Below are 25,441 nucleotides of genomic sequence, written 5' to 3'. Positions count from 1 at the left end.
GGCTAGAAGTACCCCTCGCGCTTGCGGTCTTCCATCGCGGCCTCGGACATCTTGTCGTCGGCGCGTGTGGCGCCGCGCTCGGTGAGCCGGGAGGCGGCGATCTCGGCGATCACCTTCTCGATGCCGTCGGCGTCGGAGTCGACGGCCCCGGTGCAGGACATGTCACCGACGGTGCGGTAGCGGACCCGCCGCTTCTCCACCGTCTCGCCGTCCTTCGGGCCGCCCCACGCACCGGCCGTCAGCCACATCCCGGACCGGGCGAAGACCTCCCGCTCGTGGGCGTAGTAGATGTCCGGCAGCTCGATGCCCTCGCGGGCGATGTACTGCCACACGTCCAGCTCGGTCCAGTTGGACAGCGGGAAGACCCGGACGTGCTCGCCGGGGGCGTGCCGGCCGTTGTACAGGTTCCACAGCTCGGGGCGCTGGCGGCGCGGGTCCCACTGGGAGAACTCGTCGCGCAGCGAGAACACCCGCTCCTTGGCGCGGGCCTTCTCCTCGTCGCGGCGCCCGCCGCCGAAGACGGCGTCGAACCGCTCCGCCTGGATCTTCTCGGTCAGCGGCAGGGTCTGCAGCGGGTTGCGGGTGCCGTCCGGACGCTCCCTGAGCACCCCGCGGTCGATGTAGTCCTGCACGGAGGCGACGTGCAGGCGCAGCCCGTGCCGCTCCACCGTGCGGTCGCGGTACTCCAGAACCTCCGGGAAGTTGTGCCCGGTGTCCACGTGCAGCAGCGAGAAGGGGACCGCCGCGGGGGCGAACGCCTTCAGCGCCAGGTGCAGCATGACGATGGAGTCCTTGCCGCCGGAGAAGAGGATCACCGGCCGCTCGAACTCGCCCGCCACCTCGCGGAAGATGTGCACCGCCTCGGACTCGAGGGCGTCGAGGTGGGAGAGGGTGTACGGGCCCGCCGTCCCCTCCACCGCTGCGACGGTCGTCGTCATGCCAGTCCCCTTTCGGTGAGCAGGGCGTGGACCGCCGCGGCGGACTCCTGCACGGTCTGGTCCTGCGACTCGACGCGCAGGTCGGGCGCGACGGGCTCCTCGTACGGGTCGTCGACCCCGGTGAGCCCGGTCAGCTCGCCCGCGGCCTGCTTGGCGTACAGGCCCTTCACGTCGCGCACCGAGCAGACCTCGACCGGGGTCGCCACGTGCACCTCCACGTACGCCGTGCCGTTCGCCTCGTGCCGCTTGCGGACGGCGTCCCGGCTGTCCGCGTAGGGGGCGATCACCGGGACCAGCGCGGTGACGCCGTTGCGGGCGAGCAGTTCGGCGACGAAGCCGATCCGCTGCACGTTGGTGTGCCGGTCCTCGCGGCTGAAGCCGAGGCCCGCCGAGAGGAACTCGCGGATCTCGTCGCCGTCGAGCAGCTCCACGCGCCGGCCCTCCGCCCGGAGGCGGTCGGCCAGCTCGTACGCGATGGTGGTCTTGCCGGCACTGGGCAGACCCGTGAGCCAGACGGTGGCTCCGGTCGTCACAGGGTTCTCCTGAAGATCAGTGGTCGTCGTCATGTCAGCCGTGCAGTCCGCACTCGGTCTTGGAACGGCCCGCCCAGCGGCCGGCGCGGGCGTCCTCGCCCTCCAGCACGCGGCGGGTGCAGGGCGCGCAGCCCACGGAGGCATAGCCGTCCGTCAGCAGCGGGTTGGTGAGGACTCCGTGCTCGTCGACGTACGTCTGCACGTCTTCCTGTGACCACTTGGCGATGGGGGAGACCTTCACCTTCCGCCGCTTCTCGTCCCAGCCGACGACGGGGGTGTTCGCGCGGGTCTCGGACTCGTCGCGGCGCAGGCCGGTCGCCCAGGCCTGATAGCCCTTCAGGCCCTCCTCCAGCGGCTTGACCTTGCGCAGCGCGCAGCACAGGTCGGGGTCGCGGTCGTGCAGCCTCGGGCCGTACTCGGCGTCCTGCTCGGCGACCGTCTGCCGCGGGGTGAGCGTGATGACGTTGACGTCCATCACGGCCTCCACCGCGTCCCGGGTGCCGATGGTCTCCGGGAAGTGGTAGCCGGTGTCGAGGAAGACCACGTCCACGCCGGGCAGGGCGCGGGAGGCCAGGTGGGCGACGACCGCGTCCTCCATCGAGGAGGTCACGCAGAAGCGGCTGCCGAACGTCTCGGCCGCCCACCGGAGGATGTCCAGCGCGGAGGCGTCCTCCAGCTCGCGGCCCGCCCGCTCGGCCAGCGCCTTGAGTTCCTCGGTCGTACGCTCTTCCTGAACCGCCGTCATATCGGTTCCTCTCCCGTGGAGTTGGGCTGAAGACCCCGGGCGAGGAGCCCGAGGAACTTCAACTGGAATGCGCGGTTGCACGCCCCGCATTCCCAGGCCCCGTGTCCTTCCTCGTGGGGACGCAGGTCCTCGTCGCCGCAGTAGGGGCAGTGGAACGGCGCGGCGCGCTCGCTCATGACAGGGCCTCCTCGGTGGCGCGGGCCGCCCAGGTGGCGAAGCGCTCGCCGTCCTCGCGCTCGGCCTCGTAGCGCTTGAGCACGCGCTCCACGTAGTCCGGCAGCTCCTCCGCCGTGACCTTGAGGCCGCGCACCTTGCGGCCGAAGCCGGGCTCCAGGCCGAGGGCGCCGCCCAGGTGCACCTGGTAGCCCTCGACCTGCTCGCCCTCGGCGTTCAGGACCAGCTGGCCCTTGAGACCGATGTCCGCGGTCTGGATGCGGGCGCAGGCGTTGGGGCAGCCGTTGAGGTTGATGGTGAGGGGCTCGTCGAACTCCGGGAGCCGGCGCTCCAGCTCGTCGATCAGCGAGGCGCCGCGCGCCTTGGTCTCGACGATGGCGAGCTTGCAGAACTCGATGCCGGTGCAGGCCATGGTGCCGCGCCGGAAGGTGGAGGGCCGGGCGGTGAGGTCCAGCGCCTCCAGGGACTCCACCAGGGAGTCGACCTGCCCCTCCTCGACGTCGAGGACGATCATCTTCTGCTCGACCGTGGTGCGCACCCGGCCCGAGCCGTGCGCCTCCGCCAGGTCGGCGACCTTGGTGAGGATCGTGCCGTCGACGCGGCCGACGCGCGGGGCGAAGCCGACGTAGAAGCGGCCGTCCTTCTGCCGGTGCACGCCGATGTGGTCGCGCCAGCGGCTGGTCGGGTCGGCGGGCGCCGGGCCGTCGGTCAGCTTCCGCTTCAGGTACTCGTCCTCCAGCACCTGGCGGAACTTCTCCGGACCCCAGTCGGCGACCAGGAACTTCAGGCGGGCACGGTTGCGCAGCCGCCGGTAGCCGTAGTCGCGGAAGATGGAGATGACGCCCTCGTAGACGTCCGGCACGTCCTCGATCGGCACCCAGGCGTTCAGGCGCACGCCCAGCTTGGGGTTGGTGGACAGGCCGCCGCCGACCCACAGGTCGAAGCCCGGCCCGTGCTCGGGGTGCTCGACGCCGACGAAGGCCACGTCGTTGATCTCGTGGACCACGTCCAGCACCGGCGACCCGGAGATCGCGGTCTTGAACTTCCGCGGCAGGTTCGAGTACGCCGGGTTGTTCAGGACCCGGCGCTTCATCTCCTCCAGGGCCGGCGTGCCGTCGATGATCTCGTCCTCGGCGATGCCCGCGACCGGGGAGCCGATCATCACGCGGGGCGTGTCGCCGCAGGCGGTGACCGTGGACAGGCCGACGCCCTCCAGCCGGTTCCAGATCTCGGGGACGTCCTCGATCCGGATCCAGTGGTACTGGACGTTCTGCCGGTCGGTGAGGTCGGCGGTGCCGCGGGCGAACTCCTGCGAGATCTCGCCGATGACGCGCAGCTGCGCGGTGGTCAGCGCGCCGCCGTCGACGCGCACGCGCAGCATGAAGTAGCTGTCGTCCAGCTCCTCCGGCTCCAGGACGGCCGTCTTCCCGCCGTCGATGCCCTGCTTGCGCTGGGTGTACAGCCCCCACCAGCGCATGCGTCCGCGGAGGTCACTGGGGTCGATCGAGTCGAAACCACGCTTGGAGTAGATCGTCTCAATACGTGTCCGCACGTTGAGACCGTCGTCGTCCTTCTTCACCTGCTCGTTGCCGTTGAGCGGGGTGAAGTGACCGGCTGCCCACTGACCCTCGCCGCGGTGACGGCTCACCTTGCGGCGGGGGGTCGCGGCAGCAGGATTCGGCGGCGTGGCGGCCATGGATGACACGTCCTTCGGGGCAGGCGGAAATGCGGCTCTGACCTGCGCGTGTGCGCGCACGGGCATGATTGCGCGGCGTTGCGCGGGAATGAGGCGACTGCGGGGATCCGGTAGTGCTGGAGGAAGCTCTCAGCGGCCCGGACAGATGGCGCTGGACATGCGGCCGAGGTCGACGTGCCGCCGACTCACCAAGGCAATTCCAGTTCCAGGCATGACGGAAGCCTGGCACGACGATCTGAACACCGTCCAGCTTTGTCCACGATGCAGACACCCTTGTCTCGTACAGCGAGACAAGGGTGTTGTGGGTCACATGGTCGTCGGCCCCCGTCGACGCCTGGTCAGGGCCGAGGCACGGTCAGGCGGGGAACGCTCCGGGCCACGGCCCGGGAGTGGCGACGTCCGGTTCCTCCTCGACCTTGGTGTCGAAGAGGCGGAAGCCGCGGCGCTGGTAGTTGTCCAGCGCGAACGCGCCGTCCTTGCTGCACGTGTGCAGCCACACCCGCTTGGTCGCGGCCAGGCCCGGCCAGCGGTCCGCCAGGTCCCAGGCGCGGGCGGTGCCGTACGACAGCAGGTGACCACCGATGCGCCGGCCCCGGAAAGCCGGAATCAGGCCGAAGTACTCGATCTCCACCACCCCGTCGTCGCCGGACGACAGCTCCACGTACCCGGCGGGGGTGCCGCGGTCGTGGGCGACCCAGGTCTCCACCCCCGGCCGCTCCAGGTGCTCCCGCCACCGCGCGTGACTCCAGCCGAGCCGGTCCGTCCAGCGGATGTCCCCGCCGACCGAGGCGTACAGAAAACGGCTGAACTCGGGGGAGGGCACCTCGGAGCGGACGATCCGGACGTCCCCCTCCGGTGCGGCGGCCGGCAGCAGATCGGTCGGCGCCGTCTGCTCCAGGGACCAGGTGGTCACGGCGATGTGGGTCATGGCGGTCAGGGAACCATCCGCGCCGCGCATCTGTCATCTCCCGTCCGGTCCCCCGGGGCGGGCGTCAGTCGAGCGCGTCCTCGATCGACGTCAGCGGCACCGCGAACAGCATGCGGCCCGACTGGGACCAGATCTCACCGGTCGCCTCCCAGTACGACAGGGAGCCCGCCTGTCCGCTCCAGCACCGCTGCGAGCGGTCCGCCCCGCACTCCACGGCCCGGGCGGCGTCCGTGTCCTGGCGCCACAGGGTCCCGCGCCCGTCGTCCCCGCCGGCCGCGCGGCCCAGGTACCAGTCGGCTCGCGTCGCGCCGGGCGCGCGGTGCGAGAGGACGCCGCCCACCTCGGCCGCCCCCGTCTCGTACGCCTCCACCGCGTCGACGTGTCCCGCGGAGTCGACGGCCGGCAGTCCGGCCCGGGCGGGATCGGCGCTGAACGCGTAGCGCCAGAGCCGGGTGGGGCGGTCGCCCTCGGCGGGCACCCGCTCGCTCGCCACCAGGCTGACCGGGGCCGTGCCCCGGTCCAGGGAGATCGCGGCGGGACGCGCCGCGCCGGAGGTGTCGGAGAGCCGGTACGAGGCGACGGCGGGCAGGACGTACGGGTGGCCGCCCGCCGCCCAGCCGCCGGGCACCCGGCCGACCGCGTCCGCGTCGGTGGTGGCGCGCTGGATCAGGTCCAGGTCGTAGACGTACAGCGCCTCTCGACCACCGGCGCCGGTGGTGACCAGCAGCTTGTCCTGGTACCAGACCATGCCGGAGACGGGGGAGGCGAGCCCCCGGTAGTCGTGCCCGCGGTCGACCGGGACGGCGAGGAGGGCCGAGGTGTAGCCGGGCCGGTCGGGAGCGTCCGCGTCGACGAAGGAGACCCGGGCGAGGCCGCCCTCGGGCGTACCGTCGTCGCGGGTCCACGCGGAGAGGACCACGCGGTGGGCGCCCCAGCGGCCGTCCGCCTCGGCGTCCCCGGAGGTGGTGACCGCGCCCGGCCGCCAGCCCTCGGTGTCGGCCGGGTCCCAGCAGTAGGCCCGGGTGGCCGCGGGGAGGACCGGCAGCGCCTCCCGCTCACCGGTCGTGCAGTCGGCGGCGTCGCGCAGCGTGCGGTCGGCGGAGCCGAGGACGGTGGCGACGCCCACCGGTTCACCCATCGCGGCGGAGAGGCGGTCGAGCCAGGGGCGCGGTACCCGGTGCTCGGTCAGGCGCAGGGCGTCGGTCCGGGTGGCGGAGGTGAGGGGCTCGAGGGCACCGGGGTCGTCGGCGACCGTGGCCTGCGAGGCGCTGATCATCGTGGCGGCGCCGGTCAGTGCGAGGGCCGCACCGGCCAGGGCCGCGCGCAGCGCCCGGCTCCGCCTGCGTCGGCGGTGTCTGCCGCGGTGCTTCATCAAACCTCCACAGGCACCGGACCAACTGGGCTCGACGGTGGTCGCGTTGACCGGGGAGCGGCTGGCGCGGTCCGTAGAGGATGCTACACAGGTGGGCGGGTCCGCGGACGCGGACGCTGCAAATATGCGAAAACGTAGCGTCTCGGTGCCCTGTGCCCTGTGCCCTGTGCCCTGTGCCCTGTGCCCGGTGCCCTGTGCCCTGTGCCCTGTGCCCGGTGCCCGGTGCCCGGTGCCCGGTGCCCGGTGCCCGGTGCGGGCGTGCCCGGGCGTGCGGGACGCCCGGCGGGTCGGGCGCTCCGCCCGGGGCCGAGGCGGGCGGTCAGGGCGCCGGGCGTGCGGCCCGGTGCGCCGTCACCGTCGGGGCCGTGGAGTGGGGGAGGAGGTCACGGGGGTCGTCCGGGAGGACGAGTTCCACCTCCGCCGAGGCGCAGAAACGATACGGCCGGTGTTCCAGACAGGCCCCGAGGTACCTGCGCACCCGGGACATCTCGGCCCGCACCGTCACCGTGCGCGCCGGGTCGCCGAACAGGTCCTCGGCCAGCTCCGCGGCACTGCGACCGCCGCGGTGGACGGCCAGCAGGTACAGCAACTCCGCGTGCCGGGCGCTCAGTCCCCGCGTCCACGCCTGCGCGTCCCCCAGCACCCGGACCGACCAGCGGCGCGGCTGCCCGAGGTCCAGCACCACCCGGACGCCCCCGCTCGGCACCGGCTCCTCGGCCGCCCGCACCAGCCAGCCCTCGCCCAGCGGCTCCACGGTGCACGCGCCGAGCGACGGCAGCCACCGCCGTCCCGCCACCGGGGGTCCGGGCAGCACCACCCGGTCCAGGTACGGCATCCCCGTCACCGCCGCCGACCAGCCGTCCCGGTCCGTGACCAGGGCCCGGCCGTCGAGCCGGGCCAGCACCGGCGCCGCCACCGCCCGCAGCCGCTCCAGGGACCGCACGTGCAGCTCGCGCAGCCGGGCCTCGGCCAGCTTGGCGACCGAGTCGACCCAGGCGAGCGTGGCCGGATGCATCGTCGTCAGCGGCCCGCTCACGTCGACCACGCCGAGCAGCCGGCCGCTGCGCGGATCGCTGATGGGCGCTCCGGCGCAGGTCCAGGTCGCCTGGGACCGCACGAAGTGCTCGGAGGCGAACACCTGGACGGGCCGCCGGGTGACCGCCGGCGTCCCCACACCATTGGTCCCGACCACCTCTTCGCGCCAGTCCGCCCCGAGTTCGAAGCCCAGCCCGTCGGCCTTGCGCAGCACGGGCGCGCTGCCCTCCCGCCACAGCAGCCGGCCCTCGTCGTCGGCGACCACCATGATGTGCTGCGCCACGTCCGCGACGGACAGCAGGCCCTCGCGCAGGACCGGCAGCACGTGCCGCAGCGGCGAGGCCTCCCGGCGCCGCCGAACCTCGTCCAGGGGCAGCAGCCCCGCGCGGAAGTCGTGCTCCGGGTCGACGCCGCTGCGCAGCATCCGCTCCCAGGACTGCTCGATCACCGGACGCGGCGCCACCGGGGCCCGTCCGCCCGAGAGTCGCGCGGAGCGGACCTCGCTGAGCATGCGCGCCGCGCGCGTCGTGTCGACGGCGGCGAGCCGCGTCACGTCCCTCGGCGAGAGCGCCACTGGTCCCGTCCCTCCCGGAAGCCGGATGTCCGTCTGGTGGGGGCCGCCTGCCCGTGCCCCGCGGAACACGGTCCGCACACGGCCGGCAAGTTGCAACCCCCTGCAACCCTGGTGGACCGCCCGGCCGGTGTCCAAACTGGAGTCACGCCGCCCCGTGCGGCGTACGCGGCCCGAACGGGCCCGTGTGGCGGGGGTGGTGCCGTGTCGGCGCAGCACCACCCCCGCGCCACACGGGCGCGATCAGGCCACCGGGCGGGCCCGCTCCACGACCGACGCCAGATCGAGCGTCGGCGGCAGCGTGCCGAAGGCCATGCCCCCGTCGCCGCCCAGCCGGGCCGCGCAGAACGCGTCGGCGACCTCGGGCGGCGCGTACCTCACCAGCAGCGAGCCCTGGAGCACCAGCGCCAGCCGCTCCACCAGCCGCCGCGCCCGCCCCTCGGCGGCGGCCCCCAGATCGGCCAGTTCCGTCAGCAGCCCCCTGATCGCCGCGTCCAGGCGGTGGTCGGCGCCGCGCGCCAGGCCCACCTCCGTCAGGTAGGCGTCCATCGCCAGCGGTTCCCGCCCGAGCGCCCTGAGCACGTCCAGCGCCTGTACGTTGCCGGCGCCCTCCCAGATCGAGTTCAGCGGCGACTCGCGCACCAGCCGGGGCAACCCGGACTCCTCGACGTACCCGTTGCCGCCCAGGCACTCGGCGGCCTCCACGACCACCGGCGCGCACCGCTTGGTCACCCAGTACTTGGCCACCGGCACCGCAAGCCGCAGCAGCGCACGCTCGCGCTCGTCACCGCCCTCGGCCGCGTCCTGGGCCGCCGCCAGCCGCATCGCCAGCGTGGTCGCCGCCTCCGACTCGACCGCGAGGTCCGCGAGGACGTTGCGCATGAGCGGCTGGTCGACGAGCTTCGCGCCGAACGCCTCCCGGTACGTGCAGTGGTGCACCGCCTCGGCGACGGCCCGCCGCATCAGTCCCGCCGACCCCAGCACGCAGTCCAGCCGGGTCGCCGCCACCATGCCGATGACGGTGCGCACCCCGCGCCCCTCCTCGCCGACCCGGCGCGCCCAGGTGCCCGCGAACTCCACCTCGGCGGAGGCGTTGGACCGGTTGCCCAGCTTGTCCTTCAGCCGCTGGATCAGGAACACGTTGCGGGTCCCGTCCGGCAGGACGCGGGGCACCAGGAAGCAGGTCAGCCCTCCCGGGGCCTGCGCCAGCACGAGGAAGCCGTCCGACATCGGCGCCGAGCAGAACCACTTGTGCCCGGTCAGCTCGTACGTGCCGTCCTCGGCCAGCGGGCGGGCGGCGGTGGTGCCCGCCCGGACGTCGCTGCCGCCCTGCTTCTCCGTCATGGCCATCCCGAACAGGACCCCGGCCTTCAGCGGGGCGGGCCGCAGCTCCCGGTCGTACACCCGGGAGGTCAGCCGCGGCTCCCACTCCGCGGCCAGCTCCGCGTCGGCGCGCAGGGCCGGCACGGCCGCGTGGGTCATCGACAGGGGACAGCAGCTGCCGGCCTCCACCTGGGTCCACATCAGGAACCCGGCGGCGCGCGTCACCTGCCCGCCCGGCCGGGACCAGGCCGCGGTCAGGCCCGCCGCGACGCCCTTGCCGAGCAGCCGGTGCCACGCCGGGTGGAAGTCGACCTCGTCGACGCGGTGGCCGTAGCGGTCGTGGGTGCGCAGTCGCGGGGGGTTCTCGTCGGCCTGTACACCCCACTCCCGGCTCTGCAGGGACCCGCAACTGCGGCCCAGGCCCGACAGCTCGGCCCGGGCCTCCTCGCGCAGCTCCGGTGCCAGGTGCCGCTCGACCGCCGCCGTCAGCGCCCGGTCGGTGGTGAAGACGTCGTGGCCGACCAGCGGCGGGGCCTGATTCGTCACGGTGTGGGTACTGCCTGCCATGACCGTGAACCTACCGTGCCGGCGACCGGCGCGGCGGCGGCACCGGCCGGCGGGCGTCCGCGGATGAGTGCGGCCCCCGGCTGCGGATACCTTTAGGGCGTGCAGCCAGCAAGTGAATCCCCCGAACGGCCCTCCGGCCGGCTCCATCGCGCCCGGGTTCTGTACCGGAACGTCTCCAAACGCAGGACCGCCTGGCTGCTGCTCAAGGACACCGTCAACTCGGGCATGGAGTACCGCATCCTCGGCCTGGCCGCCGAGGCCGCGTTCTTCACCCTGCTGTCGGTGCCTCCCCTGCTGCTGAGCGTCCTCGGGCTGATCGGCTACGTCGACCTGTGGATCGGCGCCGACACCACCGAGAGCCTGCGCACCAACATCCTGGACGCCTCCCGCGCGGTGCTCTCCGAGCGGGGCGTCCAGCAGATCACCGAGCCGATCCTGGACGACGTGACCAAGGGCGGCCGGCCCGACGTCATCTCCATCGGATTCCTGTTCGCCCTGTGGTCGGGCTCCCGCGCGGTGAACGTCTTCATCGACACCATCACCGTGATGTACGGCCTCGACGGCGTCCGGGGGATCGTCAAGACCCGTCTCATGGCCTTCCTGCTGTTCCTGGTGGCCCTGCTGATCGGGTCGGTCGCGCTGCCGCTGATGGTGGCCGGACCCGACGCCGTGGTCCGGATCGTGCCGTGGTCGACGACGGTCGTCCAGGTGCTGTACTGGCCGGTCGTCATCATCCTGTCCGTCGCCTTCCTGACCACGCTGTACCACGTCTCCGTGCCCGTGCGCTCCCCGTGGATCGAGGACGTGCCCGGCGCGCTGGTGGCCCTCGCGATGTGGGTGCTCGGCAGTTTCCTGCTGCGCATCTACCTCACCAGCACCGTCGAGGGACCCACCATCTACGGTTCGCTCGCGGCGCCCGTCGCCGTGCTGCTGTGGATCGGCGTGTCGGCGTTCGCGGTGCTGGTCGGGGCGGCGGTCAACGCGGCCATCGACCGGGTGTGGCCCGCCGCCGCCACCGCGGCCGCCCGCGAGGCCAACGAGCGGCTGCGGCAGGCCCAGATCGCCGAGTACGTGGCCCGGGCCGCCGCGACCGGCGAGGCGGACCCCGACATGCCCTCCGAGTTCCCGGAACGCTGGTCCCGCTTCCTGCCGCCCGAGGACGTCACGGCCCGCCTGCGGGCCCACGTGAAGAACCACCCGCCCGCGAACCACGACAAGCCGGAGGCCTCCTGACCGGCCGAGGCCGTCCCCCGGATCGCGAGATCCCCCTACCCGGCGGCCGTCCCTAGGCGCGGCCGGACGCCCCCGGCTCCCACGTCCCGGCGGCCACCCCCTCGCGCACGAAGTCGCTGAAGTCCCTCGGCGCGCGCCCCAGCACCTGCCGCACCCCGTCCGACAACCGGGCGTTGCGGCCGTCGAGCAGCGTGCCGAACAGCTCCACCAGGAACGCCGCCTCCTGCGCCGGCACCCCGAAGCCGACCAGGTTCCCGCCGTACTCCCGGGCCGCGACGGCCCGGTACGTCAGCGCGCGGCCCGTCTCCTTCGCGATCTCCGCGACCGCCTCGGCGAAGGTCAGCAGCCGGGGCCCCGACACCTCCAGCACCCGCCCGGCGTACCGGTCGCCGGACACCAGCGCCGCCACCACCACGTCGGCCACGTCCCGCAGGTCCACGAACGGCTCCCGGGCCGCGTCACCGGCCGGGAACACCAGCTCCCCGCTCCCGCGCAGCTCCTCCGCCAGCGGACCCTCACCGAAGTTCTGCGCGAACCAGGCGGCCCGCACGACCGTCCACCGCGTGTCCGCCCCGGCCAGCGCCTCCTCGGCGGGCCGCGCCTGCTCCTCGCCCCGCGCCGACAGCAGCACCAGCCGCCGTACGCCGAGCCCCGCCGCCTCCCGGGCGAAGGCCCCGACCGTCGCCGCGGCGTCGGGGGCGCCTACGTCGGCGGGGTGGACCACGAAGGCCGCGTCGGCGCCGCGCAGGGTGCCGGCTCAGGTCGACCGGTCCCACCAGTCGAACCCGGTCGCCCGCGACGCGGCCCGCACCGTCAGCCCGGCCGCCCGTGCCGCCCCGGCCACCCGGCTGCCGGCCCGCCCGGACGCCCCCGTCACGACGACCGTCATGTCCCCTTGTGCACTCGTCCTCGTCATGGCACCAGTCAACGGCCGGGCGCCCCGCGTTCCCATCGCCGAACGGCTCGCCGGCATACGCGTGCGTCTACGCTGTGACGCCATGGACGCACTCGCCGGCCTGCTGGAGGGACCCCGCGCCCGGGGCGCGTTCATGATCCGCGCCTGCTTCGACCCGCCGTGGGCCGTACGCGTCGAGGACCGGGCACCGCTGACGGTGATGCTGATGGTCCGCGGCGACGCCTGGATCGTGCCGGACACGGGGGAGCGGCGGCGGCTGCGCGCGGGCGACCTCGCCATCGCCCGCGGCCCCGACCCGTACACCTGCGCCGACGACCCCGGCACCCCGCCGCAGGCGGTGATCCTGCCGGGCGGCGCGTGCAGCCACCCCGACGGCCGCCCCCTCAACGGCTCGATGGACCTCGGCGTGCGCACCTGGGGCGACCGGGCCGACGGCGACGCCGTGCTGCTGATCGGCACGTACCTGGTGCGCGGCGAGATCGGCGGCAGGCTGCTGGACGCCCTGCCCCCGCTGCTGTCCCTCACCTCCGACCAGTGGGACTGCCCGCTGACGCCGCTGCTGACGACGGAGGTCATCCGGGACGAACCGGGCCAGGAGGTCGTCCTGGACCGGCTCCTCGACCTGCTGGTCATCGCCGCGCTGCGGGCCTGGCTCGCCGGGCCCGAGGCCGAGCCGCCCGCCTGGTACCGGGCGCTGGGCGACCCGGTCGCGGGCCGGGCGCTGCGGCTGCTCCAGGACGACCCGGCACACCCCTGGACGGTGGCGTCGCTCGCCGCGAAGACCGGCGTCTCCCGCGCCGCGCTCGCCCGGCGCTTCACCGACCTGGTGGGCGAACCGCCGATGGCCTACCTCACCGGTTGGCGCCTCGCGCTCGCCGCCGACCGGCTGCGCGACACCGACGACACCCTCGGCGCGATCGCCCGGCAGGTCGGCTACGGCAGCGCCTTCGCCCTGTCCACGGCCTTCAAACGGGTGTACGGCGTCAGCCCGCAGGAGTACCGGACACCGGCGTAGCCTGGCGGGCGTGTACGCGGAACGGGCGTCCCGGCTGACCGGCGCGGTGGTGTGGACCCAGACCCCGGTCGCGCCCGGCACCGGACGTGTCCTGCCCGACGGCTGCATGGACCTGCTCTGGCACGACGGCCGGCTGCTGGTGGCGGGCCCCGACACCCGCGCCCACGTCACCGACGGCGCCCCCGGCCCCTGGGCGGGCGTCCGCTTCGCCCCCGGTACCGCCCCCGCCCTGCTCGGCGTCCCCGCCCACGAGCTGCGCGACCGGCGGGTGGAGCTGACCGACCTCTGGCCCACCGCCCGGGCCCGTCACCTGGCCGCCCGGGTGAACGCGGCCCCCGACCCGGCGAGCGGACTGGAGGAGGCGGCGCTGTCCCGGGCGGCCGGCACCGGGCCTCCCGACCCGCTGCTGCGCCGGATCGTGGCCGCCCTCGAAGCGGGCCGTCCGGTCGCCGCGACCGCCGACGAGCTGGGCGTGGGGCCCCGCCAGTTGCACCGGCGTTCCCTGGCCGCCTTCGGCTACGGGCCCAAGACCCTGGCCCGCGTGCTGCGGCTCCAGCGTGGCCTCGCCCTGGCCCGCGAGGGCGTGCCGCTCGCCGAGACGGCCGTCCGGGCCGGCTACGCCGACCAGGCGCATCTGGCGCGGGACGTCAGGGAGTTGACGGGCCTGCCGCCGGGGCGGCTACTCGGCCGGGGCGGGTAGCGGCGCGAACAGGTCGACGCCGTGGCCGTCCGGGTCGTTCAGCACGGCGTACCGCTGGCCCCAGGGGGCGTCCCAGGGTCCGCGTTCGCCGTGGCAGCCGGCGTCGGTCAGCTCCGCGTAGAGCGCGTCAACCTCGGCGGGGGTGTCGCACAGCAGGGCGAGCGAGTGCCGCCCGCCACCGGCCGGCGGCTGCCAGCCGGGCGTGAAGGAACGGACGGACGCCTCCGTGTCGAGCAGCAGCCGGGTGCCGCCCGGCAGTCGGGCCTCGGCGTGGGGCTGGTCCCCGGCGTCCTCGGGGAACGCGAGACCGAGCCGGCGGTAGAAGGCCACGGAGGCGGCCATGTCGGAGACGATGATGCTGAAGGCGTCGAATCGTGCGGTCATGGGGCCACCGTAGGCGGGGCGCGCGGGGCCGGTCTTGAAGGAATCGGACACGCGTCCGTCGGCCGACGGACGCGCCGCGGTGACGGCTGCCGCGCCTCAGAAGCCGCTCAAGTCCCTTCCCCCGCGCCGGGCACGTCCCTGATCATGGCCGCATGTTCGGACGCGGCAGGCAACAGGAACTCAACGTGCTCGTCCTGCGGGACGCGGACGTCATAGCCCACGGGCTCCGTCAGGCGCTCGCCGAGGCGACGCCCGAACAGCGGCCGGGACTGGAACGCGCCGCCGCCCTGGCCGAGCAGGCCGCCGCCGCCTCCGACGCGGAGCTGCGCGCCCGCTGGGTCCGCGAACGCTTCGCCCGGGCCGGCTACGAGGGCCCCGCCGACTCCGTCCAGGCGGTCAAGGTCCTGCGCGAGGCCGCACCGGGCCTCAGCCTGCTCTCGGCCGTCCAGCTGGCGAAGGACGCCGCGGCGCACCGCCCCTAGGGCCGGTGGGGCTCCGCGCGCCTCCCGTCCGCTCGGGATCGGCGGGATCGGCGGGATCGGCGGGTCCGGCGGGATCGGCGGGTCCGGCGGGATCGGCGGGTCCGGCGGGGTCCGCGGTCGGCCGGGCCTGACGGGGGGAACGTCTGTGCGGCAGGATGGGCGCATGCCTCGTCCCCCGCGCGTCCTGCCGGTGCTGCTGCTGGCGCCGTTGCTGCTCACCGCCTGCGGCTCCGAGAAGGCGGACACCGAGACCGTGGCCGTCTCCTCCGTGGGAGCCCGCGAGGCCACCGGCCCCGGCCCCGACCGGGGTGAACTCGACGCCCGCGCACATGCGCTGGGCGTGGCCCCCGAGCTGGTCCGCGTCATCGAGGCCCCCGGTTTCACCCTGGCCCAGCAGTCCGTCGGCGTCCTCGGCGACGACGGCTTCTCCGCCACCTGGGTCTCCGCCGGGACGGGGGCGCAGCTGCGGCTCGCCGTCGACCGGGGCTCGATCACCGTCGGCACGTGCCCCGAGCAGCCGGTCGGTGACATGTCCGGGGAGCGCACGACGTGCGAGCGCGACGGCGCCACCTGGTACCGCACCGGCGCCGGGCGCCACGAGTACGCCGTGCCGGGGGAGGGCCACGTCCTGCGGGTCTCCGCGGAGGTGGACGCCGTACCGCGTGGCGTGCTGCGCGAGGCGGCTGTCACCGCCCACCGCCCCGACGCCGCGGAAACCGCCCGGCTGCTGCCCTCCGCCGACCCGGCGCCCGGCACACCGGTCGAACGCGGCGACCTGCCCCCGGTCGGCGACGGGGCGCCCGACAACAACGTGGACGTGGGCGGATGACGCGGCCCGGCGGCGGGACCGGGGACCGCGACCCGGCGCCCCGGCTGCTCGTCTGCACGCGCACCACCGCCTACCGCCACGACTCGATCCCGGACGGGGTCCACGCCCTGCGCACCCTGGGGGAGTTCGAGGTCGATCACACGGAGGACCCGGCGGTCCTGGAGCGGCCCCTCGACCGGTACGGCGCCGTCGTCTTCCTCTCCACCAGCGGCGAGGTGCTCACCCCGGCCGGACGGGACCGGCTCGCCGCGTACGTCGAGGGGGGCGGTGGCTTCGTCGGCGTGCACGCGGCGGCCTGCACCGAGGAGGACTGGCCGTACTACGGCGAGCTGCTCGGCGCCCGTTTCGACCGGCACCCCGCCTGCCAGCCGGGCCGGGTGCTGGTCGAGGACCCCGCCCATCCGGCGACCCGGGAGCTGCCGCCGGTCTGGGAGTTCACGGACGAGTGGTACGACTTCCGCACCAACCCGCGCGGTGCGGTCCGGGTGCTGGCCCGCGCCGACGAGTCGTCGTACGAGGGCGGCGGCATGGGCGCGGACCATCCACTGGTCTGGTGCCGCGAACAGGGCGCGGGCCGCGTCTTCTACACGGCCCTCGGCCATACCGCCGACGCCTACCGCGACCCGGTCTTCCGCGCGCATCTGCGGGGCGGCGTCGAGTGGGCGGTCCGCGCGGCCCGGGGTGGCCGGCAGCGATGACCGGCTCACGGCCGCGCTATCCGGGCAGCGCCCCGCTCCGTTCCGCCGCGCGGTGGCGCGAGGCCAGGCGGGAACCGGACTCGCGACGGGCGGAGCGGCGCAGGAGGGGCACCGCGAGGAGGAAGCCGAGGACCGCCCAGGCGCCCAGGACCAGGGCGACCAGGGGCAGTTCCCAGGAGCCGGCCGCCTCGGCGGTCCGCGCCGAGTCCGGCAGCAGCGCCGAACGCAGGCCCTGGGCCATCCACTTGAGCGGGAAGACGGAGGCCACCTGCTGCACCGGCACGGGCAGCGAGGTGATCGGGAACACCGCCCCGGAGGTGACCAGCAGCCCCATGGTGGGCAGCATGATCAGGGCCAGCGCCTCGCGCGGATTGGGCAGCACGGCGCCGATGGCCGCGCCCAGCGGCACGACGGCGAGCAGCCCGAGCGTGGTGACCCACAGCAGCGTCAGCCAGCCGGCCGGCCCGTCCGGCAGCGGTCCGTCCACCAGGAGCGCCGCGCTCGCCAGGAGCACGACCAGGGTGCCGGTCGCGGTGGCGGTCACCAGCAGGCACTTGGCGACGAGGTAGGCCGGTATCCCGCCGGGTGTCGCGCGCAGCCGCAGCAGCGCGCCCTCCTCCCGCTCGGTCACCAGCATCTGCGGGACGTTGATCAACCCGATCTGGAAGAGCAGGTAGGCCGCGAAGCCGGCCAGCACCAGGTGGGCCATCGGGGTCTGGGTGCCCGGCACGTCGTCGCCGATGTAGGCGGCGATCACCAGCGCGACGACCACGTTGGTCACGTGGCCGGACATCTCCTTGGGGTTGCGCAGGAGGTGCCGCAGTTCGATGCCGCCGCGCAGGAAACCGGCCCGCCAGGGGCGGCGGTGCGGGCGGTGCGGTGCCTGCGGGGCGACGGCGCCGGTGGTGTCGTCCGCCTCGGGGGCGCTGTCCGTCACGTGTGTCTCCCTCATGCGGCCTGTGCCTCCCCGTCCGGGGAGTCGTCCGGCGACCCGTCCGGGCCGTCGGCGGACCCGTGCACCATGTGCAGGTAGGTGTCCTCCAGCGTCGGGCGGCGCACCTCGAGCCCGGGGATCGGACCGTCCGCGTCCCGGTGGAGCTCCCAGACCAGCCGTGAGGGGTCCTCCGTGCGCTCGCGGCGGGGTATCCCGTCGCCGGCGGTCCAGCGGACCTCGGCCTGCGAGGCGGCCCGCCGGGCCAGGTCCGCGGGTGTGCCGCAGGCCCGGATGCGGCCGCCGACCAGCATGGCGATCCGGTCCGCGAGGCGTTCGGCCTCCACCAGGTCGTGCGTGGTGAGCAGGACGGTGACGCCCTCGTCGCGGGCCAGCCCCTCGACGAGGAGGTGGAAGTCGTGCCGGGCCTGCGGGTCGAACCCGGTGGTCGGTTCGTCCAGGAAGAGGAGTTCGGGACGGCCGACGATGCCGAGCGCGACGTCCAGCCGCCGGCGCTGCCCGCCGGACAGCCGGTCCACCTGCCGGCCGGCCTGGTCGGTGAGGCCGACCAGGTCCAGCAGCTCGGCCGGGTCGCGCGGGTCGGGGTAGAACGTCGCGAAGTGCCCCAGCAGCTCGGCGACCCGCCAGCGGCGGTGGTCGCGCCAGGACTGCAGGACCAGCCCGATCCGGCCGCGCCAGGCGTCGTCGCCCCGCTCCGGGTCCGTGCCGAGGACGTCGACCTCGCCGGCCGAGCGCCGCCGGAAGCCCTCCAGGATCTCCACCGTGGTGGTCTTCCCGGCGCCGTTGGGGCCCAGCAGCGCGAAGACCTCGCCGCGGTGGATGTCCAGGTCGATGCCGTGCAGGACGGCGGTGCCGCCGTACGACATGGCCACGTCACGGGCGTGGATCACGGGCCGGCCGGACGGGTGCCGTGTCATCGCCCCGCCTCCGAGTGCTGCCGCGGGGGAACCGGGTCGGCCGCGGCCGGGGGACCGGCGGCGTCGACGATCGCCCGGAGCGCCGCCACGTGCCCCTCGAAGGCGGTGCGGCCGCGGTCGGTCAGCCGCACCTTCGTGCGCCGCCTGCGGCCGCCGCCCTCCTTGAGCAGTTCCAGGTACCCGGCCTCTTCCAGGGTGTGCAGCTGCTTGGAGAGCGCCGAGTCGCTGAGCGAGAGGCTGTCGCGGACGAACGCGAAGTCCGCCCACTCGGTGGCCGCGAGCAGCGCGACCACCGACAGCCGGGTGGCGGGATGGATCAGCTCGTCGAAACCGGAGGGGATGCTCATCGCCCCGCCTCCGGACGCGATTCCGCCGCGCCCCGGCCGCGCAGGGCACCGGCCGCCCAGCGGCTCGCCGGGCCCACGAACAGGACGAACACGGACGCCGAGACCGTGGCCTGGACCAGACCGGCGGGCAGCGGCGCCAGGGACTCGACCATGCGGCCGGACAGCAGGACCGTCCCGCCGGTCACCACCGCCCCCGCGACGAGTGTGGCGACGGTCCGCCAGGTGAAGCGGGAGTGATGCAGCAGCAGCCGGCTCCCGCGGTGGTGGAGGACGGCCAGGCCGCCCAGCAGCACCACGTACGCCGCGACGGCCAGCCAGACGCCCCACGTGGGCGGGTCCAGGCGCAGGCCGGCCAGGAACACCCACATGATCGCGGCGGTGGCCCAGGTCGAGGCGAGGCCCCCGCCCGCCGCCCGCTCGACCTCGTCGTACACCCGCTCCTGCGGCACCCGGATGCGCTGCAGGTCCTTCCATGCCTGTTCGGCATCGACCGATGTGCTCACAGCCCTCGCCCTCCCGTACCTGGCTTACTTGCCTACTGGGAAAGTAAGCCATGACTTTCCCAGTAGGCAAGTCGGTGGGATGGTGGGCCGTTCTGGGCCGTTCTGGACCGGTCAGGGGCGAGGCTGCCCTAGGCGACGAAGGTGGCCACGGTGTCCAGCCCCGCGTGCCGCAGGGTGCGGTGCACCGCCGGGCGGGCGCCGCGGACGGTGAGGGCGGCGGGTTCCGGGGCCCGGGTGGCGGTGCGCAGCAGCGCGTAGGCGCAGGCCAGGTCGATATGGGTCAGGTCGCTCATGTCCAGGGTCCATGCGCCCGGTCGCCGCAGTCGAGGGTCGAGGAGCAGCTCTTCCAGGAGGCCCAGCGCGGGCGCGTCCAGGGCACCGGAGAAGGCCAGAACGGCGTGCCGCTCGTCGGCCTCGGTGATCGTCACGGGGGCGGACCGGCTCGGGCGTAGGGGATCGACGGTCACGACGGCCTCCTCGGCGGCACAGTGCGGGCGGGCGTGTCTCCCATTGTCACCCCGTGGCGCCCAGCGGGACGGGTCGAGGTCACCGGGCGAGGAACGCGGCCGGGGCCTCCGGCGCGCCGGAGACCGGGCCGGCGGTCAGGACGTGACCTTCGAGTCGCTCAGGACCAGCATGTCCGGGGCCTCCAGCGTCCAGGTGCTGACCCTTTCCCCCGACGGGCAGCAGTTGGCGTCCGACTGCCGGTACCACAGCTCGGTCATCGTGGCCTTGCCCGACGTCAGCCTCGTCGTGGACACCAGGGGCGGATGCGGGCCGGACGAGTCGTCCTGCGTGTCCAGGGTGCCGAGCGCGTACAGCCGGCCGTCGCGCGCGGTCAGGACGATGGCCGCGAAGACCAATTGCCCGGCCGCGGTGCCTCCCCCGTTGTCGCAGCCGACGGCGACGGCGGCCTCGTCGCGGCCGTCCCCCGTGACGTCCCCGTACGTGGTGAGGTCGGGGAGCTGTGCCACGTGGACCCGGCCCCAGGTCTTCGAGTCGGCCTCGCCCTCGCTGTCGGTGAGGGACACCGTCCCGGCGATCTCGCAGAAGTCGCCGGGCAGCACCGCGTGCGTCCAGTCGACGTCCCGCAGGTCGGCGGGGGCGGGCCCGAGAGCGGAGGGCGGGGCGGCAGGGGCGGCCGGGGGCACCGGGGCCGAGACGCTGGACGCCGTCGGCGCCGGGGTGACCCGGGGGCCCTGGTCGGGGGGCGAGCAGGCCGCCGCGCACCCGGCGGCGGCGAGGGCCACCAGGGCCCGTGTCACCCGTTTCGTCATGTGCTCGTCTCCACGGTCGGCTCCCGTTCGATGCAGGGTGGGCTGTAGGTGCGGTCGGGCAGGTACTGGATCCACTGTTCAGGCGTGATGGGCTCCGACTGGGCACACAGCTGCTGCTGGATCGTCGACGGCTGCGCCTCCCACATCTGAGTGGTCCCGCCGGTCGACACCGCGAGGGTGTGGCCGTCCGGACTGAACGCCATGCCGTCCGTCCCCGCCCCCACGGTCAGCACCGCGGACTCGCGCAGGTTCTCGGTGTCGGACACGTCCCAGATGCGCACGGACCCGTCGGCTCCGCCGCTCGCCGCCGTGGCGCCCTCCGGGTGGACGGCGAGGTCCTCGACCGCCGTGCTGTGCCGGGTGCTGGAGCCCAGCCGGTCGGCCCGGTCGCCGCGGACGCGCCACGCCGTGACCGCGCCGTGGGAGTCCCCGACGTACAGGGCCCGGTCGGACGCCGCCAGGGAGGTGGGGCGGGCGGCGCCGGTCCGCAGGGTGGCCGCCTTCCTGGGCTCGGCCGGGGTCGAGATGTCCCAGACCTGCACGGCGTCCTGGGCTTCCGTGACGGTGGCGAGCCTCTTGCCGTCGTCGAGGAAGACCGCGGGGGACCTGGTCGCCACCGGCAGCAGCGCCAGCCGCCGGGGTTCGCGCCCCTCGGTGCTCCACAGGCCCAGGCGATCGTCCTCGTCGGCTGCCACGAGGTCGCCGTCGGGGCTGAACAGCACGACGTCCGCTCCTTGTTCCATGGCGGTGGTCGTGAGCTCGCGGGGCTTCAGGGGGTCGGAGGTGTCCCACATCTTCAGGGGAGTCCCGGTGGCGAGCGTGGTCCCGTTCGGACCGAAGGAGACCTGTTGCCCGCCCACGTTGAACGTGGTCAGCGTCGACAGGCGGTACGGCTGCGTGGCACCGTCGACCCACCACAGCGACGAGGGCGAGCCGAGGGCGAGCACGTGACCGTCCTTGCCGAACGGCTGCTTCGACAGGTGGCCCTCCGGGAGGAACACCCGGGAGGACGAGCGTTCCGCCTCGGCCACCCTCCACAGCCGTACGGTGCCGTTGAGATCGTCGGAGCCGTCGTCGGCGCGGGTCGCGCCGTCCGAGGCCGCGGACGCCAGCGTCCGGTTGTCCGGCGCGAACGCCAGTCCCTTGACCGTTCCGGAGTGACCGGTGAGCCGTGCTCCCTGTGCGGGACGCAGCGGGTCGGTCATGTCCCACAACTGGATCGTGCCGTCCCCCGCTCCCGTCGCGAGCGACTTGCCGCTGGTGCTGAAGGCGAGGGAGTCGACGCCCAGGGAGGAGCGCGCGCTGAGCAGCGCCGCCCGGCTCGGCCGGGCCGGGTCGCTCACCTCCCACAGGCGTGCGGAGTCCTCCTCCCCGCCGGCGGCGAGGAACTGGCCGTCGGGGCTGAACGCGAGCGCGCGGGACGGGCTGGTCGTCGTGGACTCCACGGTGAGCCGGCCCTCGTCGGACAGGCTCATGAGCCTGACCTTGCCCGCTTCGTACGACGCCGCTACGAGCGTTCCGTCGGGGTTGACGGCGATGGTCTCGGTGATGCCCGCCAGCACGGTGCCCGACAGTGAGTCCGTCACCTCCGCTTCCGGCTTCTCGAAGTCCACGACGTGGGGCACGGCGCCGTCGGTGATGACCGCCAGTCGCCGCGTCCGCCCGACGAACGCCAGGCCTCCCACACCACCGTCGTCCGGTCGGACCGTCGAGACGAGACGCGGCTCGCCGGCCCGGCTCACCGACCACAGGCGTACATGGCCGGAACCGTCACCCACGGCGAGCACACCGCAGTCCTGGCCGAACGCCACGGCGGTGGCGGAGCCCTTCACGGTCCCGGCCAGACCCAGACGACGGCTGTCGTCGGTGCTGTACAGCGTCACGCCGTCGTCCGCGGCCGAGGCGAGGACTCTGCCGAACGGACAGTAGGCGACGCCGTTCGAGGAGCCGTTGGTGGGCAACACGTCCGGAATGGCGGCGCTGGCCACGAGGGCCCCGTGGGCCTGAGCGGTCGGCGCCATCCGATAGGCCTGCACGAGCAACTGCCTGGCGAGGTCGGGCTGGGTGTCCTGGATCGAGGCGGCCTCCGCCACCAACTGCCGGGAGGTGGCGACGAGCTGGCGCTCGGCGGCCCGGTCGCTCTCCTCGTTCGCCCGCACCCCGGCGACGACGGCGATGCCCAGGAGCACGGCCAGGACCACGCTGATGACGGTCACGGTCTGTCTGAAGCGCAGTTGACGCCGCAGATGGGCCCCGATCAGCTCGGTCTTCGACCTCTCCCGCACCGGTGCGACGAACTCCGCCACCGCCTGCACGAGTTCGGTGTGGCGCGGCGAGATCCGCTTGTGCTCGCGCAACCACCTCAGGTCGACCCACCGGGGCTCCTGGGTGAAGGCCCCGGCCACCTCCTCCCGGGGCAGGCAGTCCGTCCTCTCCCAGCCGAAGTCGCCCCGTTCGGCGTCCCAGGCGATGGTGCCGGCGGTCAGCGCGATCAGGATGCGGTCGCTGCTCCGGTGTTCGAGCCACCACCTGATCTCCTTGCGGACCCACGGTGACACGGCCGCCTTGGGGGACGCCATGACGATGAGCCAGGCGGACTCCTCCAGCGCCTTCTCGATGTCCGCCCACAGATGGGGGCTCGCGGACAGATTCGTCTTGTCCCGGAAGACGCGCAGGTCGCGGGAGCGGTAGAACGGACGGCCGAAGTGCTCGACGGCTGCCTGGAAGGCCGTGGCGGGCCCGTCGTCCAACTGGTGGCTGTACGAGATGAAGACGTCGTGCTGATGGACACGTTCGCCGGCCTGCTCCATGCCGTTCCCCCTTGCGCGCGGCGTCCCCCGACGACCGCCCCTGCGCGTGCCAGGAGAGTAGCCCCTCCATCACCCCCCATACAGTGATATGCCGCAAACTCCGCCCTCGTCCCACGGCGCACGCCGGGCTTCCGTGACCCCTGCCGCGTCGCCCCCGGCCTCGTCTACAGTTCGCCCAGGGCACGCACACGGACGGTGAGGTGGGGGATGGCCGACGCAAGGGCGGCCAGGGTCACGGGGACGCTGGTTTTCCGAGCCCTGGTGTCGATGGTGATCGGCGCCGGACTGGGCCTCGGTGTCTACTCCGTCAGTCACGCCAACGGCACCTACCTCTTCGCCGTCACCGGAGCGCTGACCGGCGTCGTCGTGGCACTCGGGCTCGACGCCTACCGCCGGGCGGGCCGGTTGACCGAGGTGCGGGTCACCGTGCCGCAGCTGAGTGAACTCACCTTCGTGGTCAACAACGACTCGCGGCAGGTCTCCTGGCAGTTGTTCATCGAGTCCGTCACGCGGGTGTCGGTCCAGCCCCTGGACGACGACGAGGGTCTGCTCCGGGAGGCGCTGACGTCGCTGTACGGGCTGTTCGCCACGACCAGGGAGACCCTCAAGGCCGGTCGTCCGTCGGTCCACGCGAACAGCGGGCTGACCGTCGAGCACCTCGCCGTCACGTTCCTCAACAACGAGCTGCGACCGTTCCTCACCAAGTGGCACCCGCGCCTGCAGGCCTTCGAGCAGAGCCATCCCGGGCGTCCTGAGGAGGAGTGGCCGGGGGCGGCCGACTGCCGCGCGGATCTTCGCCGTGTGCAGGCCAACGTCCGTCAGTACGTCCTCGCCTTCGCCAAACTCGCCGGCGTGAGGGACGCGCAGGCAATGATCGAGGGGTCACGGATTCACCCCTGACACACGCCCGTTCAGCGAGTCACCAGGCGAGGAACGCGGCCCAGGCCTCCGGGGCGACGGTGATGCGGGGGGCGGTCAGGGTGTCGGTTTTGGAGTCGCGGATGTGGATGGTGGCGGGTTCGTAGGCGACTTCCAGGCACTGGCCGCCTTCACTGCCGCTGTAGCTCGACTTGAACCACTCAAGTGCGCTGCCGCTGCTCATGCTTCTCCCAGAAGACGGTCCAACAGGGCTCTTGTGTCCTCGGTGTTGAGGGCCTGCGTTCGCAGCATCGCATATTTCTGGGTCAGAATTCCCACCCCGTCGGGATCGGCGATCAGCTGGCTGCCGCGCTGGGTTTCCATGTAGGCGAGTCGCTGGTAGTCGGGAGTCTCCAGGAGGACGAAGGGGCCGTCGAGCCCCGCGTGCGAGGTGCGGCCGAGGGGCAGGACCTGGAGGGTGATGCCCGGCACATCCACGCATTCACGCAGCTTCCGTACCTGCTCCGTGTACACGTCCTCCCCGCCCAAGCGATCCCGCAGGGTGGCTTCCCAGATGACGAAGCTCGTGGTGGGCGGCACCTTGCGGTGCAGGATCTCCTGGCGCTCCATGCGCTTCGACACCAGGTGCTCGATCTCGTCCGCGTCATAGACGGGTACGCGGCTGCGGAACACCGCTCGGGCGTACCCGTCGGTCTGCAGCTGGCCGGGCACGGCCAGGCTGTCGTAGACCGAGATGGCGATCGCCTCCCGCTCCCGGTCCAGGAACTCCTCCGCCCACAGGGGAACGAGGTCCACCTCCGGCATCCTGCTCAGCGCGGTCGACAGCGCCCCCTTGGTGTCGAGGAGTTCGTCGAGCTGCTCGGCGAGATCCGGCTTGAGTGGGCGTCGGCCCTGTTCGATCGACGCGATCTGCTGCTCGCCGATGACGAACCGTTCGCCCAGCGACCTCTGGGTGTGGCCGGCGGCCTGGCGGTAGAGGGCGAGCAACGCGCCCACCATCTTCATCGCGGAGGCGTTCCTCCGTGTCGTCGTGCTCATGAGGTCGAACTCCCCACCCGGGCGCGTACGTTCACCGTCGCGCACCCGTACGGACCGGCTGTACGGCTGCACGCACTGTCCCATGATGACCACGGAGCGTGACACTCGTCACGTGAACGACGAAACTCGATCCCCCTCCTCACGTCAGCGCTTCTACACCCGGGAGCGTCGATCCGTACCCGCCGCGCGGGCGTTCGCCCGCGAGGCGCTCGACGCGTGGGGCGTGCGCGGGCGCACGGACGACGTGGTGCTGTGCGTCAGCGAACTGGCGACCAACGCCCTGGTGCACGGTGTGCCGCCCGGCCGCGGCTTCCTGCTGCGGTTGCTGCTCCTCGGCGATGTCGTCCGCGTCGAGGTGCACGACAGCGGGGGCGGGGTGCCCGCCGTGCCGTCCGGGCCCGGCGGGGAGTCCCGGGAGGGTGGGCGCGGGCTGCTCCTCGTCTCGGAGCTGGCGGACAAGTGGGGCGTGGGGGAGCGGACTCCCGGCAAGATCGTGTGGTGCGAGCTGGGTGCCGCTCGGGGTGGGGGAGGAGTGGCCGTGGGCCACCCGCTTCCTCGTCAGTGTCACGGGTGAGGAGC

28 protein-coding genes and 1 pseudogene are annotated in these 25,441 nt (G+C 73.7%); 8 read left to right on the top strand and 21 right to left on the bottom strand.

Annotated features, from left to right (window positions below):
- Window positions 1-2 precede the first annotated feature (2 nt).
- From cysD to ACGF5T_RS22530, 10 genes are all read right to left on the bottom strand, one after another.
- A complete protein-coding gene (gene cysD, locus ACGF5T_RS22575) occupies window positions 3-938 on the bottom strand; it encodes a sulfate adenylyltransferase subunit CysD (RefSeq protein ID WP_361009394.1) in 936 nt (311 codons plus the stop codon).
- Entirely contained in the window at window positions 935-1,504 is a 570-nt protein-coding gene (cysC, locus tag ACGF5T_RS22570) for an adenylyl-sulfate kinase (RefSeq protein ID WP_356607433.1), read from the bottom strand. The genes cysD and cysC overlap by 4 nt, the downstream gene beginning before the upstream one ends.
- Before the next feature lies 1 nt (window position 1,505).
- Window positions 1,506-2,216 carry a phosphoadenylyl-sulfate reductase gene (locus ACGF5T_RS22565; protein WP_356607431.1) on the bottom strand — a complete coding sequence of 237 codons (711 nt, stop codon included), beginning with the start codon at window positions 2,214-2,216 and terminating at the stop codon, window positions 1,506-1,508.
- On the bottom strand, window positions 2,213-2,392 hold the full coding sequence (locus ACGF5T_RS22560; protein ID WP_366767753.1) for a hypothetical protein: 180 nt from the start codon (window positions 2,390-2,392) through the stop codon (window positions 2,213-2,215). Before ACGF5T_RS22560 ends, ACGF5T_RS22565 begins: the two co-directional genes overlap by 4 nt.
- Window positions 2,389-4,086: a sulfite reductase SirA gene (gene sirA / locus ACGF5T_RS22555; RefSeq protein WP_356607427.1), complete on the bottom strand. Its 1,698-nt coding sequence runs from the start codon at window positions 4,084-4,086 to the stop codon at window positions 2,389-2,391. Before sirA ends, ACGF5T_RS22560 begins: the two co-directional genes overlap by 4 nt.
- 129 nt (window positions 4,087-4,215) lie before the next feature.
- Window positions 4,216-4,299 carry a putative leader peptide gene (locus tag ACGF5T_RS22550; protein ID WP_309475039.1) on the bottom strand — a complete coding sequence of 28 codons (84 nt, stop codon included), beginning with the start codon at window positions 4,297-4,299 and terminating at the stop codon, window positions 4,216-4,218.
- Window positions 4,300-4,441: 142 nt separating this feature from the next.
- Window positions 4,442-5,014 (bottom strand): GNAT family N-acetyltransferase, encoded by a 573-nt coding sequence (locus ACGF5T_RS22545; RefSeq protein WP_356607425.1) that lies wholly within the window; start codon window positions 5,012-5,014, stop codon window positions 4,442-4,444.
- Window positions 5,015-5,078: 64 nt separating this feature from the next.
- Entirely contained in the window at window positions 5,079-6,386 is a 1,308-nt protein-coding gene (locus ACGF5T_RS22540) for a hypothetical protein (protein WP_366767754.1), read from the bottom strand.
- A 319-nt stretch (window positions 6,387-6,705) separates the two neighbouring features.
- The gene (locus ACGF5T_RS22535; protein WP_366767755.1) at window positions 6,706-7,995 is read right to left on the bottom strand and encodes a GAF domain-containing protein; all 1,290 of its coding nucleotides are present in this window, start codon (window positions 7,993-7,995) and stop codon (window positions 6,706-6,708) included.
- 240 nt (window positions 7,996-8,235) lie between these two features.
- On the bottom strand, window positions 8,236-9,882 hold the full coding sequence (locus tag ACGF5T_RS22530; protein ID WP_366767756.1) for an acyl-CoA dehydrogenase family protein: 1,647 nt from the start codon (window positions 9,880-9,882) through the stop codon (window positions 8,236-8,238).
- A gap of 99 nt (window positions 9,883-9,981) precedes the next feature.
- Between ACGF5T_RS22530 and ACGF5T_RS22525 the strand changes: the two genes are divergently transcribed.
- Window positions 9,982-11,115 (top strand): YihY/virulence factor BrkB family protein, encoded by a 1,134-nt coding sequence (locus ACGF5T_RS22525; RefSeq protein ID WP_356607417.1) that lies wholly within the window; start codon window positions 9,982-9,984, stop codon window positions 11,113-11,115.
- A gap of 52 nt (window positions 11,116-11,167) precedes the next feature.
- Here ACGF5T_RS22525 and ACGF5T_RS22520 read toward each other — a convergent pair.
- Window positions 11,168-12,031, bottom strand: a pseudogene (locus tag ACGF5T_RS22520) (NmrA family transcriptional regulator).
- A gap of 82 nt (window positions 12,032-12,113) precedes the next feature.
- Between ACGF5T_RS22520 and ACGF5T_RS22515 the strand changes: the two are divergent.
- Together ACGF5T_RS22515 and ACGF5T_RS22510 are read left to right on the top strand one after the other, a co-directional pair.
- Complete coding sequence (locus ACGF5T_RS22515) at window positions 12,114-13,046, top strand: AraC family transcriptional regulator (protein ID WP_366767757.1); 933 nt, start codon at window positions 12,114-12,116, stop codon at window positions 13,044-13,046.
- 10 nt (window positions 13,047-13,056) lie between these two features.
- Entirely contained in the window at window positions 13,057-13,746 is a 690-nt protein-coding gene (locus ACGF5T_RS22510) for a helix-turn-helix transcriptional regulator (protein WP_356607409.1), read from the top strand.
- Here ACGF5T_RS22510 and ACGF5T_RS22505 read toward each other — a convergent pair.
- Entirely contained in the window at window positions 13,726-14,130 is a 405-nt protein-coding gene (locus ACGF5T_RS22505; RefSeq protein WP_361009411.1) for a VOC family protein, read from the bottom strand. The genes ACGF5T_RS22510 and ACGF5T_RS22505 overlap by 21 nt on opposite strands.
- Window positions 14,131-14,282: 152 nt before the next feature.
- On the opposite strand from ACGF5T_RS22505, the gene ACGF5T_RS22500 reads away from it, so the two are divergent.
- The 3 genes from ACGF5T_RS22500 to ACGF5T_RS22490 all read left to right on the top strand — a co-directional run bounded on the left by ACGF5T_RS22500 (window position 14,283) and on the right by ACGF5T_RS22490 (window position 16,139).
- On the top strand, window positions 14,283-14,612 hold the full coding sequence (locus ACGF5T_RS22500; protein WP_356607405.1) for a hypothetical protein: 330 nt from the start codon (window positions 14,283-14,285) through the stop codon (window positions 14,610-14,612).
- A 163-nt stretch (window positions 14,613-14,775) separates the two neighbouring features.
- Window positions 14,776-15,441 (top strand): hypothetical protein, encoded by a 666-nt coding sequence (locus ACGF5T_RS22495; RefSeq protein ID WP_366767758.1) that lies wholly within the window; start codon window positions 14,776-14,778, stop codon window positions 15,439-15,441.
- On the top strand, window positions 15,438-16,139 hold the full coding sequence (locus ACGF5T_RS22490) for a ThuA domain-containing protein (protein ID WP_366767759.1): 702 nt from the start codon (window positions 15,438-15,440) through the stop codon (window positions 16,137-16,139). Before ACGF5T_RS22495 ends, ACGF5T_RS22490 begins: the two co-directional genes overlap by 4 nt.
- A gap of 16 nt (window positions 16,140-16,155) precedes the next feature.
- Here ACGF5T_RS22490 and ACGF5T_RS22485 read toward each other — a convergent pair whose 3' ends face one another.
- The 7 genes from ACGF5T_RS22485 to ACGF5T_RS22455 form a co-directional block, all read right to left on the bottom strand.
- Window positions 16,156-17,091, bottom strand: a complete 936-nt coding sequence (locus ACGF5T_RS22485; protein ID WP_361009419.1) for an ABC transporter permease — start codon at window positions 17,089-17,091, stop codon at window positions 16,156-16,158.
- On the bottom strand, window positions 17,088-18,008 hold the full coding sequence (locus tag ACGF5T_RS22480) for an ABC transporter ATP-binding protein (RefSeq protein WP_366767760.1): 921 nt from the start codon (window positions 18,006-18,008) through the stop codon (window positions 17,088-17,090). Before ACGF5T_RS22480 ends, ACGF5T_RS22485 begins: the two co-directional genes overlap by 4 nt.
- Entirely contained in the window at window positions 18,005-18,355 is a 351-nt protein-coding gene (locus ACGF5T_RS22475; protein WP_356607397.1) for a transcriptional regulator, read from the bottom strand. The genes ACGF5T_RS22480 and ACGF5T_RS22475 overlap by 4 nt, the downstream gene beginning before the upstream one ends.
- Window positions 18,352-18,858, bottom strand: coding sequence for a hypothetical protein (locus tag ACGF5T_RS22470; RefSeq protein ID WP_361009426.1), 507 nt, complete (start codon window positions 18,856-18,858; stop codon window positions 18,352-18,354). Before ACGF5T_RS22470 ends, ACGF5T_RS22475 begins: the two co-directional genes overlap by 4 nt.
- Window positions 18,859-18,986: 128 nt before the next feature.
- A complete protein-coding gene (locus ACGF5T_RS22465) occupies window positions 18,987-19,325 on the bottom strand; it encodes an STAS domain-containing protein (RefSeq protein WP_356607393.1) in 339 nt (112 codons plus the stop codon).
- A gap of 135 nt (window positions 19,326-19,460) precedes the next feature.
- Window positions 19,461-20,135, bottom strand: a complete 675-nt coding sequence (locus ACGF5T_RS22460; protein WP_366767761.1) for a hypothetical protein — start codon at window positions 20,133-20,135, stop codon at window positions 19,461-19,463.
- Complete coding sequence (locus tag ACGF5T_RS22455; RefSeq protein ID WP_366767762.1) at window positions 20,132-22,945, bottom strand: TIR domain-containing protein; 2,814 nt, start codon at window positions 22,943-22,945, stop codon at window positions 20,132-20,134. The genes ACGF5T_RS22460 and ACGF5T_RS22455 overlap by 4 nt, the downstream gene beginning before the upstream one ends.
- A 207-nt stretch (window positions 22,946-23,152) precedes the next feature.
- Here ACGF5T_RS22455 and ACGF5T_RS22450 point away from each other — a divergent pair, with 207 nt between their 5' ends.
- Window positions 23,153-23,845, top strand: coding sequence for a hypothetical protein (locus ACGF5T_RS22450; protein ID WP_356607387.1), 693 nt, complete (start codon window positions 23,153-23,155; stop codon window positions 23,843-23,845).
- Window positions 23,846-23,864: 19 nt separating this feature from the next.
- On the opposite strand, the gene ACGF5T_RS22445 is transcribed toward ACGF5T_RS22450, so the two are convergent.
- Window positions 23,865-24,047, bottom strand: a complete 183-nt coding sequence (locus ACGF5T_RS22445) for a DUF397 domain-containing protein (RefSeq protein WP_356607385.1) — start codon at window positions 24,045-24,047, stop codon at window positions 23,865-23,867.
- On the bottom strand, window positions 24,044-24,862 hold the full coding sequence (locus tag ACGF5T_RS22440) for a helix-turn-helix transcriptional regulator (protein WP_356607383.1): 819 nt from the start codon (window positions 24,860-24,862) through the stop codon (window positions 24,044-24,046). The genes ACGF5T_RS22445 and ACGF5T_RS22440 overlap by 4 nt, the downstream gene beginning before the upstream one ends.
- Window positions 24,863-24,947: 85 nt before the next feature.
- Here ACGF5T_RS22440 and ACGF5T_RS22435 point away from each other — a divergent pair, with 85 nt between their 5' ends.
- Window positions 24,948-25,436 (top strand): ATP-binding protein, encoded by a 489-nt coding sequence (locus ACGF5T_RS22435; protein WP_366767775.1) that lies wholly within the window; start codon window positions 24,948-24,950, stop codon window positions 25,434-25,436.
- Window positions 25,437-25,441 lie beyond the last annotated feature (5 nt).

Source organism: Streptomyces sp. NPDC047853 (assembly GCF_043204535.1).
In the GTDB taxonomy this organism is placed as follows: Bacteria; Actinomycetota; Actinomycetes; order Streptomycetales; family Streptomycetaceae; genus Streptomyces.
Note: the sequence above shows the minus strand (reverse complement) of the source record. Positions and strands in the feature narration are given on the sequence as shown.

Coding starts and splice junctions, on each gene's coding strand:
- cysD (WP_361009394.1), bottom strand. CDS start 938: ATGACGACGACCGTCGCAGCGGTGGAGGGGACGGCGGGCCCGTACACC.
- cysC (WP_356607433.1), bottom strand. CDS start 1,504: ATGACGACGACCACTGATCTTCAGGAGAACCCTGTGACGACCGGAGCC.
- ACGF5T_RS22565 (WP_356607431.1), bottom strand. CDS start 2,216: ATGACGGCGGTTCAGGAAGAGCGTACGACCGAGGAACTCAAGGCGCTG.
- ACGF5T_RS22560 (WP_366767753.1), bottom strand. CDS start 2,392: ATGAGCGAGCGCGCCGCGCCGTTCCACTGCCCCTACTGCGGCGACGAG.
- sirA (WP_356607427.1), bottom strand. CDS start 4,086: ATGGCCGCCACGCCGCCGAATCCTGCTGCCGCGACCCCCCGCCGCAAG.
- ACGF5T_RS22550 (WP_309475039.1), bottom strand. CDS start 4,299: ATGCCTGGAACTGGAATTGCCTTGGTGAGTCGGCGGCACGTCGACCTC.
- ACGF5T_RS22545 (WP_356607425.1), bottom strand. CDS start 5,014: ATGACCCACATCGCCGTGACCACCTGGTCCCTGGAGCAGACGGCGCCG.
- ACGF5T_RS22540 (WP_366767754.1), bottom strand. CDS start 6,386: ATGAAGCACCGCGGCAGACACCGCCGACGCAGGCGGAGCCGGGCGCTG.
- ACGF5T_RS22530 (WP_366767756.1), bottom strand. CDS start 9,882: ATGGCAGGCAGTACCCACACCGTGACGAATCAGGCCCCGCCGCTGGTC.
- ACGF5T_RS22515 (WP_366767757.1), top strand. CDS start 12,114: ATGGACGCACTCGCCGGCCTGCTGGAGGGACCCCGCGCCCGGGGCGCG.
- ACGF5T_RS22505 (WP_361009411.1), bottom strand. CDS start 14,130: ATGACCGCACGATTCGACGCCTTCAGCATCATCGTCTCCGACATGGCC.
- ACGF5T_RS22500 (WP_356607405.1), top strand. CDS start 14,283: ATGTTCGGACGCGGCAGGCAACAGGAACTCAACGTGCTCGTCCTGCGG.
- ACGF5T_RS22495 (WP_366767758.1), top strand. CDS start 14,776: ATGCCTCGTCCCCCGCGCGTCCTGCCGGTGCTGCTGCTGGCGCCGTTG.
- ACGF5T_RS22490 (WP_366767759.1), top strand. CDS start 15,438: ATGACGCGGCCCGGCGGCGGGACCGGGGACCGCGACCCGGCGCCCCGG.
- ACGF5T_RS22485 (WP_361009419.1), bottom strand. CDS start 17,091: ATGAGGGAGACACACGTGACGGACAGCGCCCCCGAGGCGGACGACACC.
- ACGF5T_RS22480 (WP_366767760.1), bottom strand. CDS start 18,008: ATGACACGGCACCCGTCCGGCCGGCCCGTGATCCACGCCCGTGACGTG.
- ACGF5T_RS22475 (WP_356607397.1), bottom strand. CDS start 18,355: ATGAGCATCCCCTCCGGTTTCGACGAGCTGATCCATCCCGCCACCCGG.
- ACGF5T_RS22460 (WP_366767761.1), bottom strand. CDS start 20,135: ATGACGAAACGGGTGACACGGGCCCTGGTGGCCCTCGCCGCCGCCGGG.
- ACGF5T_RS22455 (WP_366767762.1), bottom strand. CDS start 22,945: ATGGAGCAGGCCGGCGAACGTGTCCATCAGCACGACGTCTTCATCTCG.
- ACGF5T_RS22450 (WP_356607387.1), top strand. CDS start 23,153: ATGGCCGACGCAAGGGCGGCCAGGGTCACGGGGACGCTGGTTTTCCGA.
- ACGF5T_RS22445 (WP_356607385.1), bottom strand. CDS start 24,047: ATGAGCAGCGGCAGCGCACTTGAGTGGTTCAAGTCGAGCTACAGCGGC.
- ACGF5T_RS22440 (WP_356607383.1), bottom strand. CDS start 24,862: ATGAGCACGACGACACGGAGGAACGCCTCCGCGATGAAGATGGTGGGC.
- ACGF5T_RS22435 (WP_366767775.1), top strand. CDS start 24,948: ATGACCACGGAGCGTGACACTCGTCACGTGAACGACGAAACTCGATCC.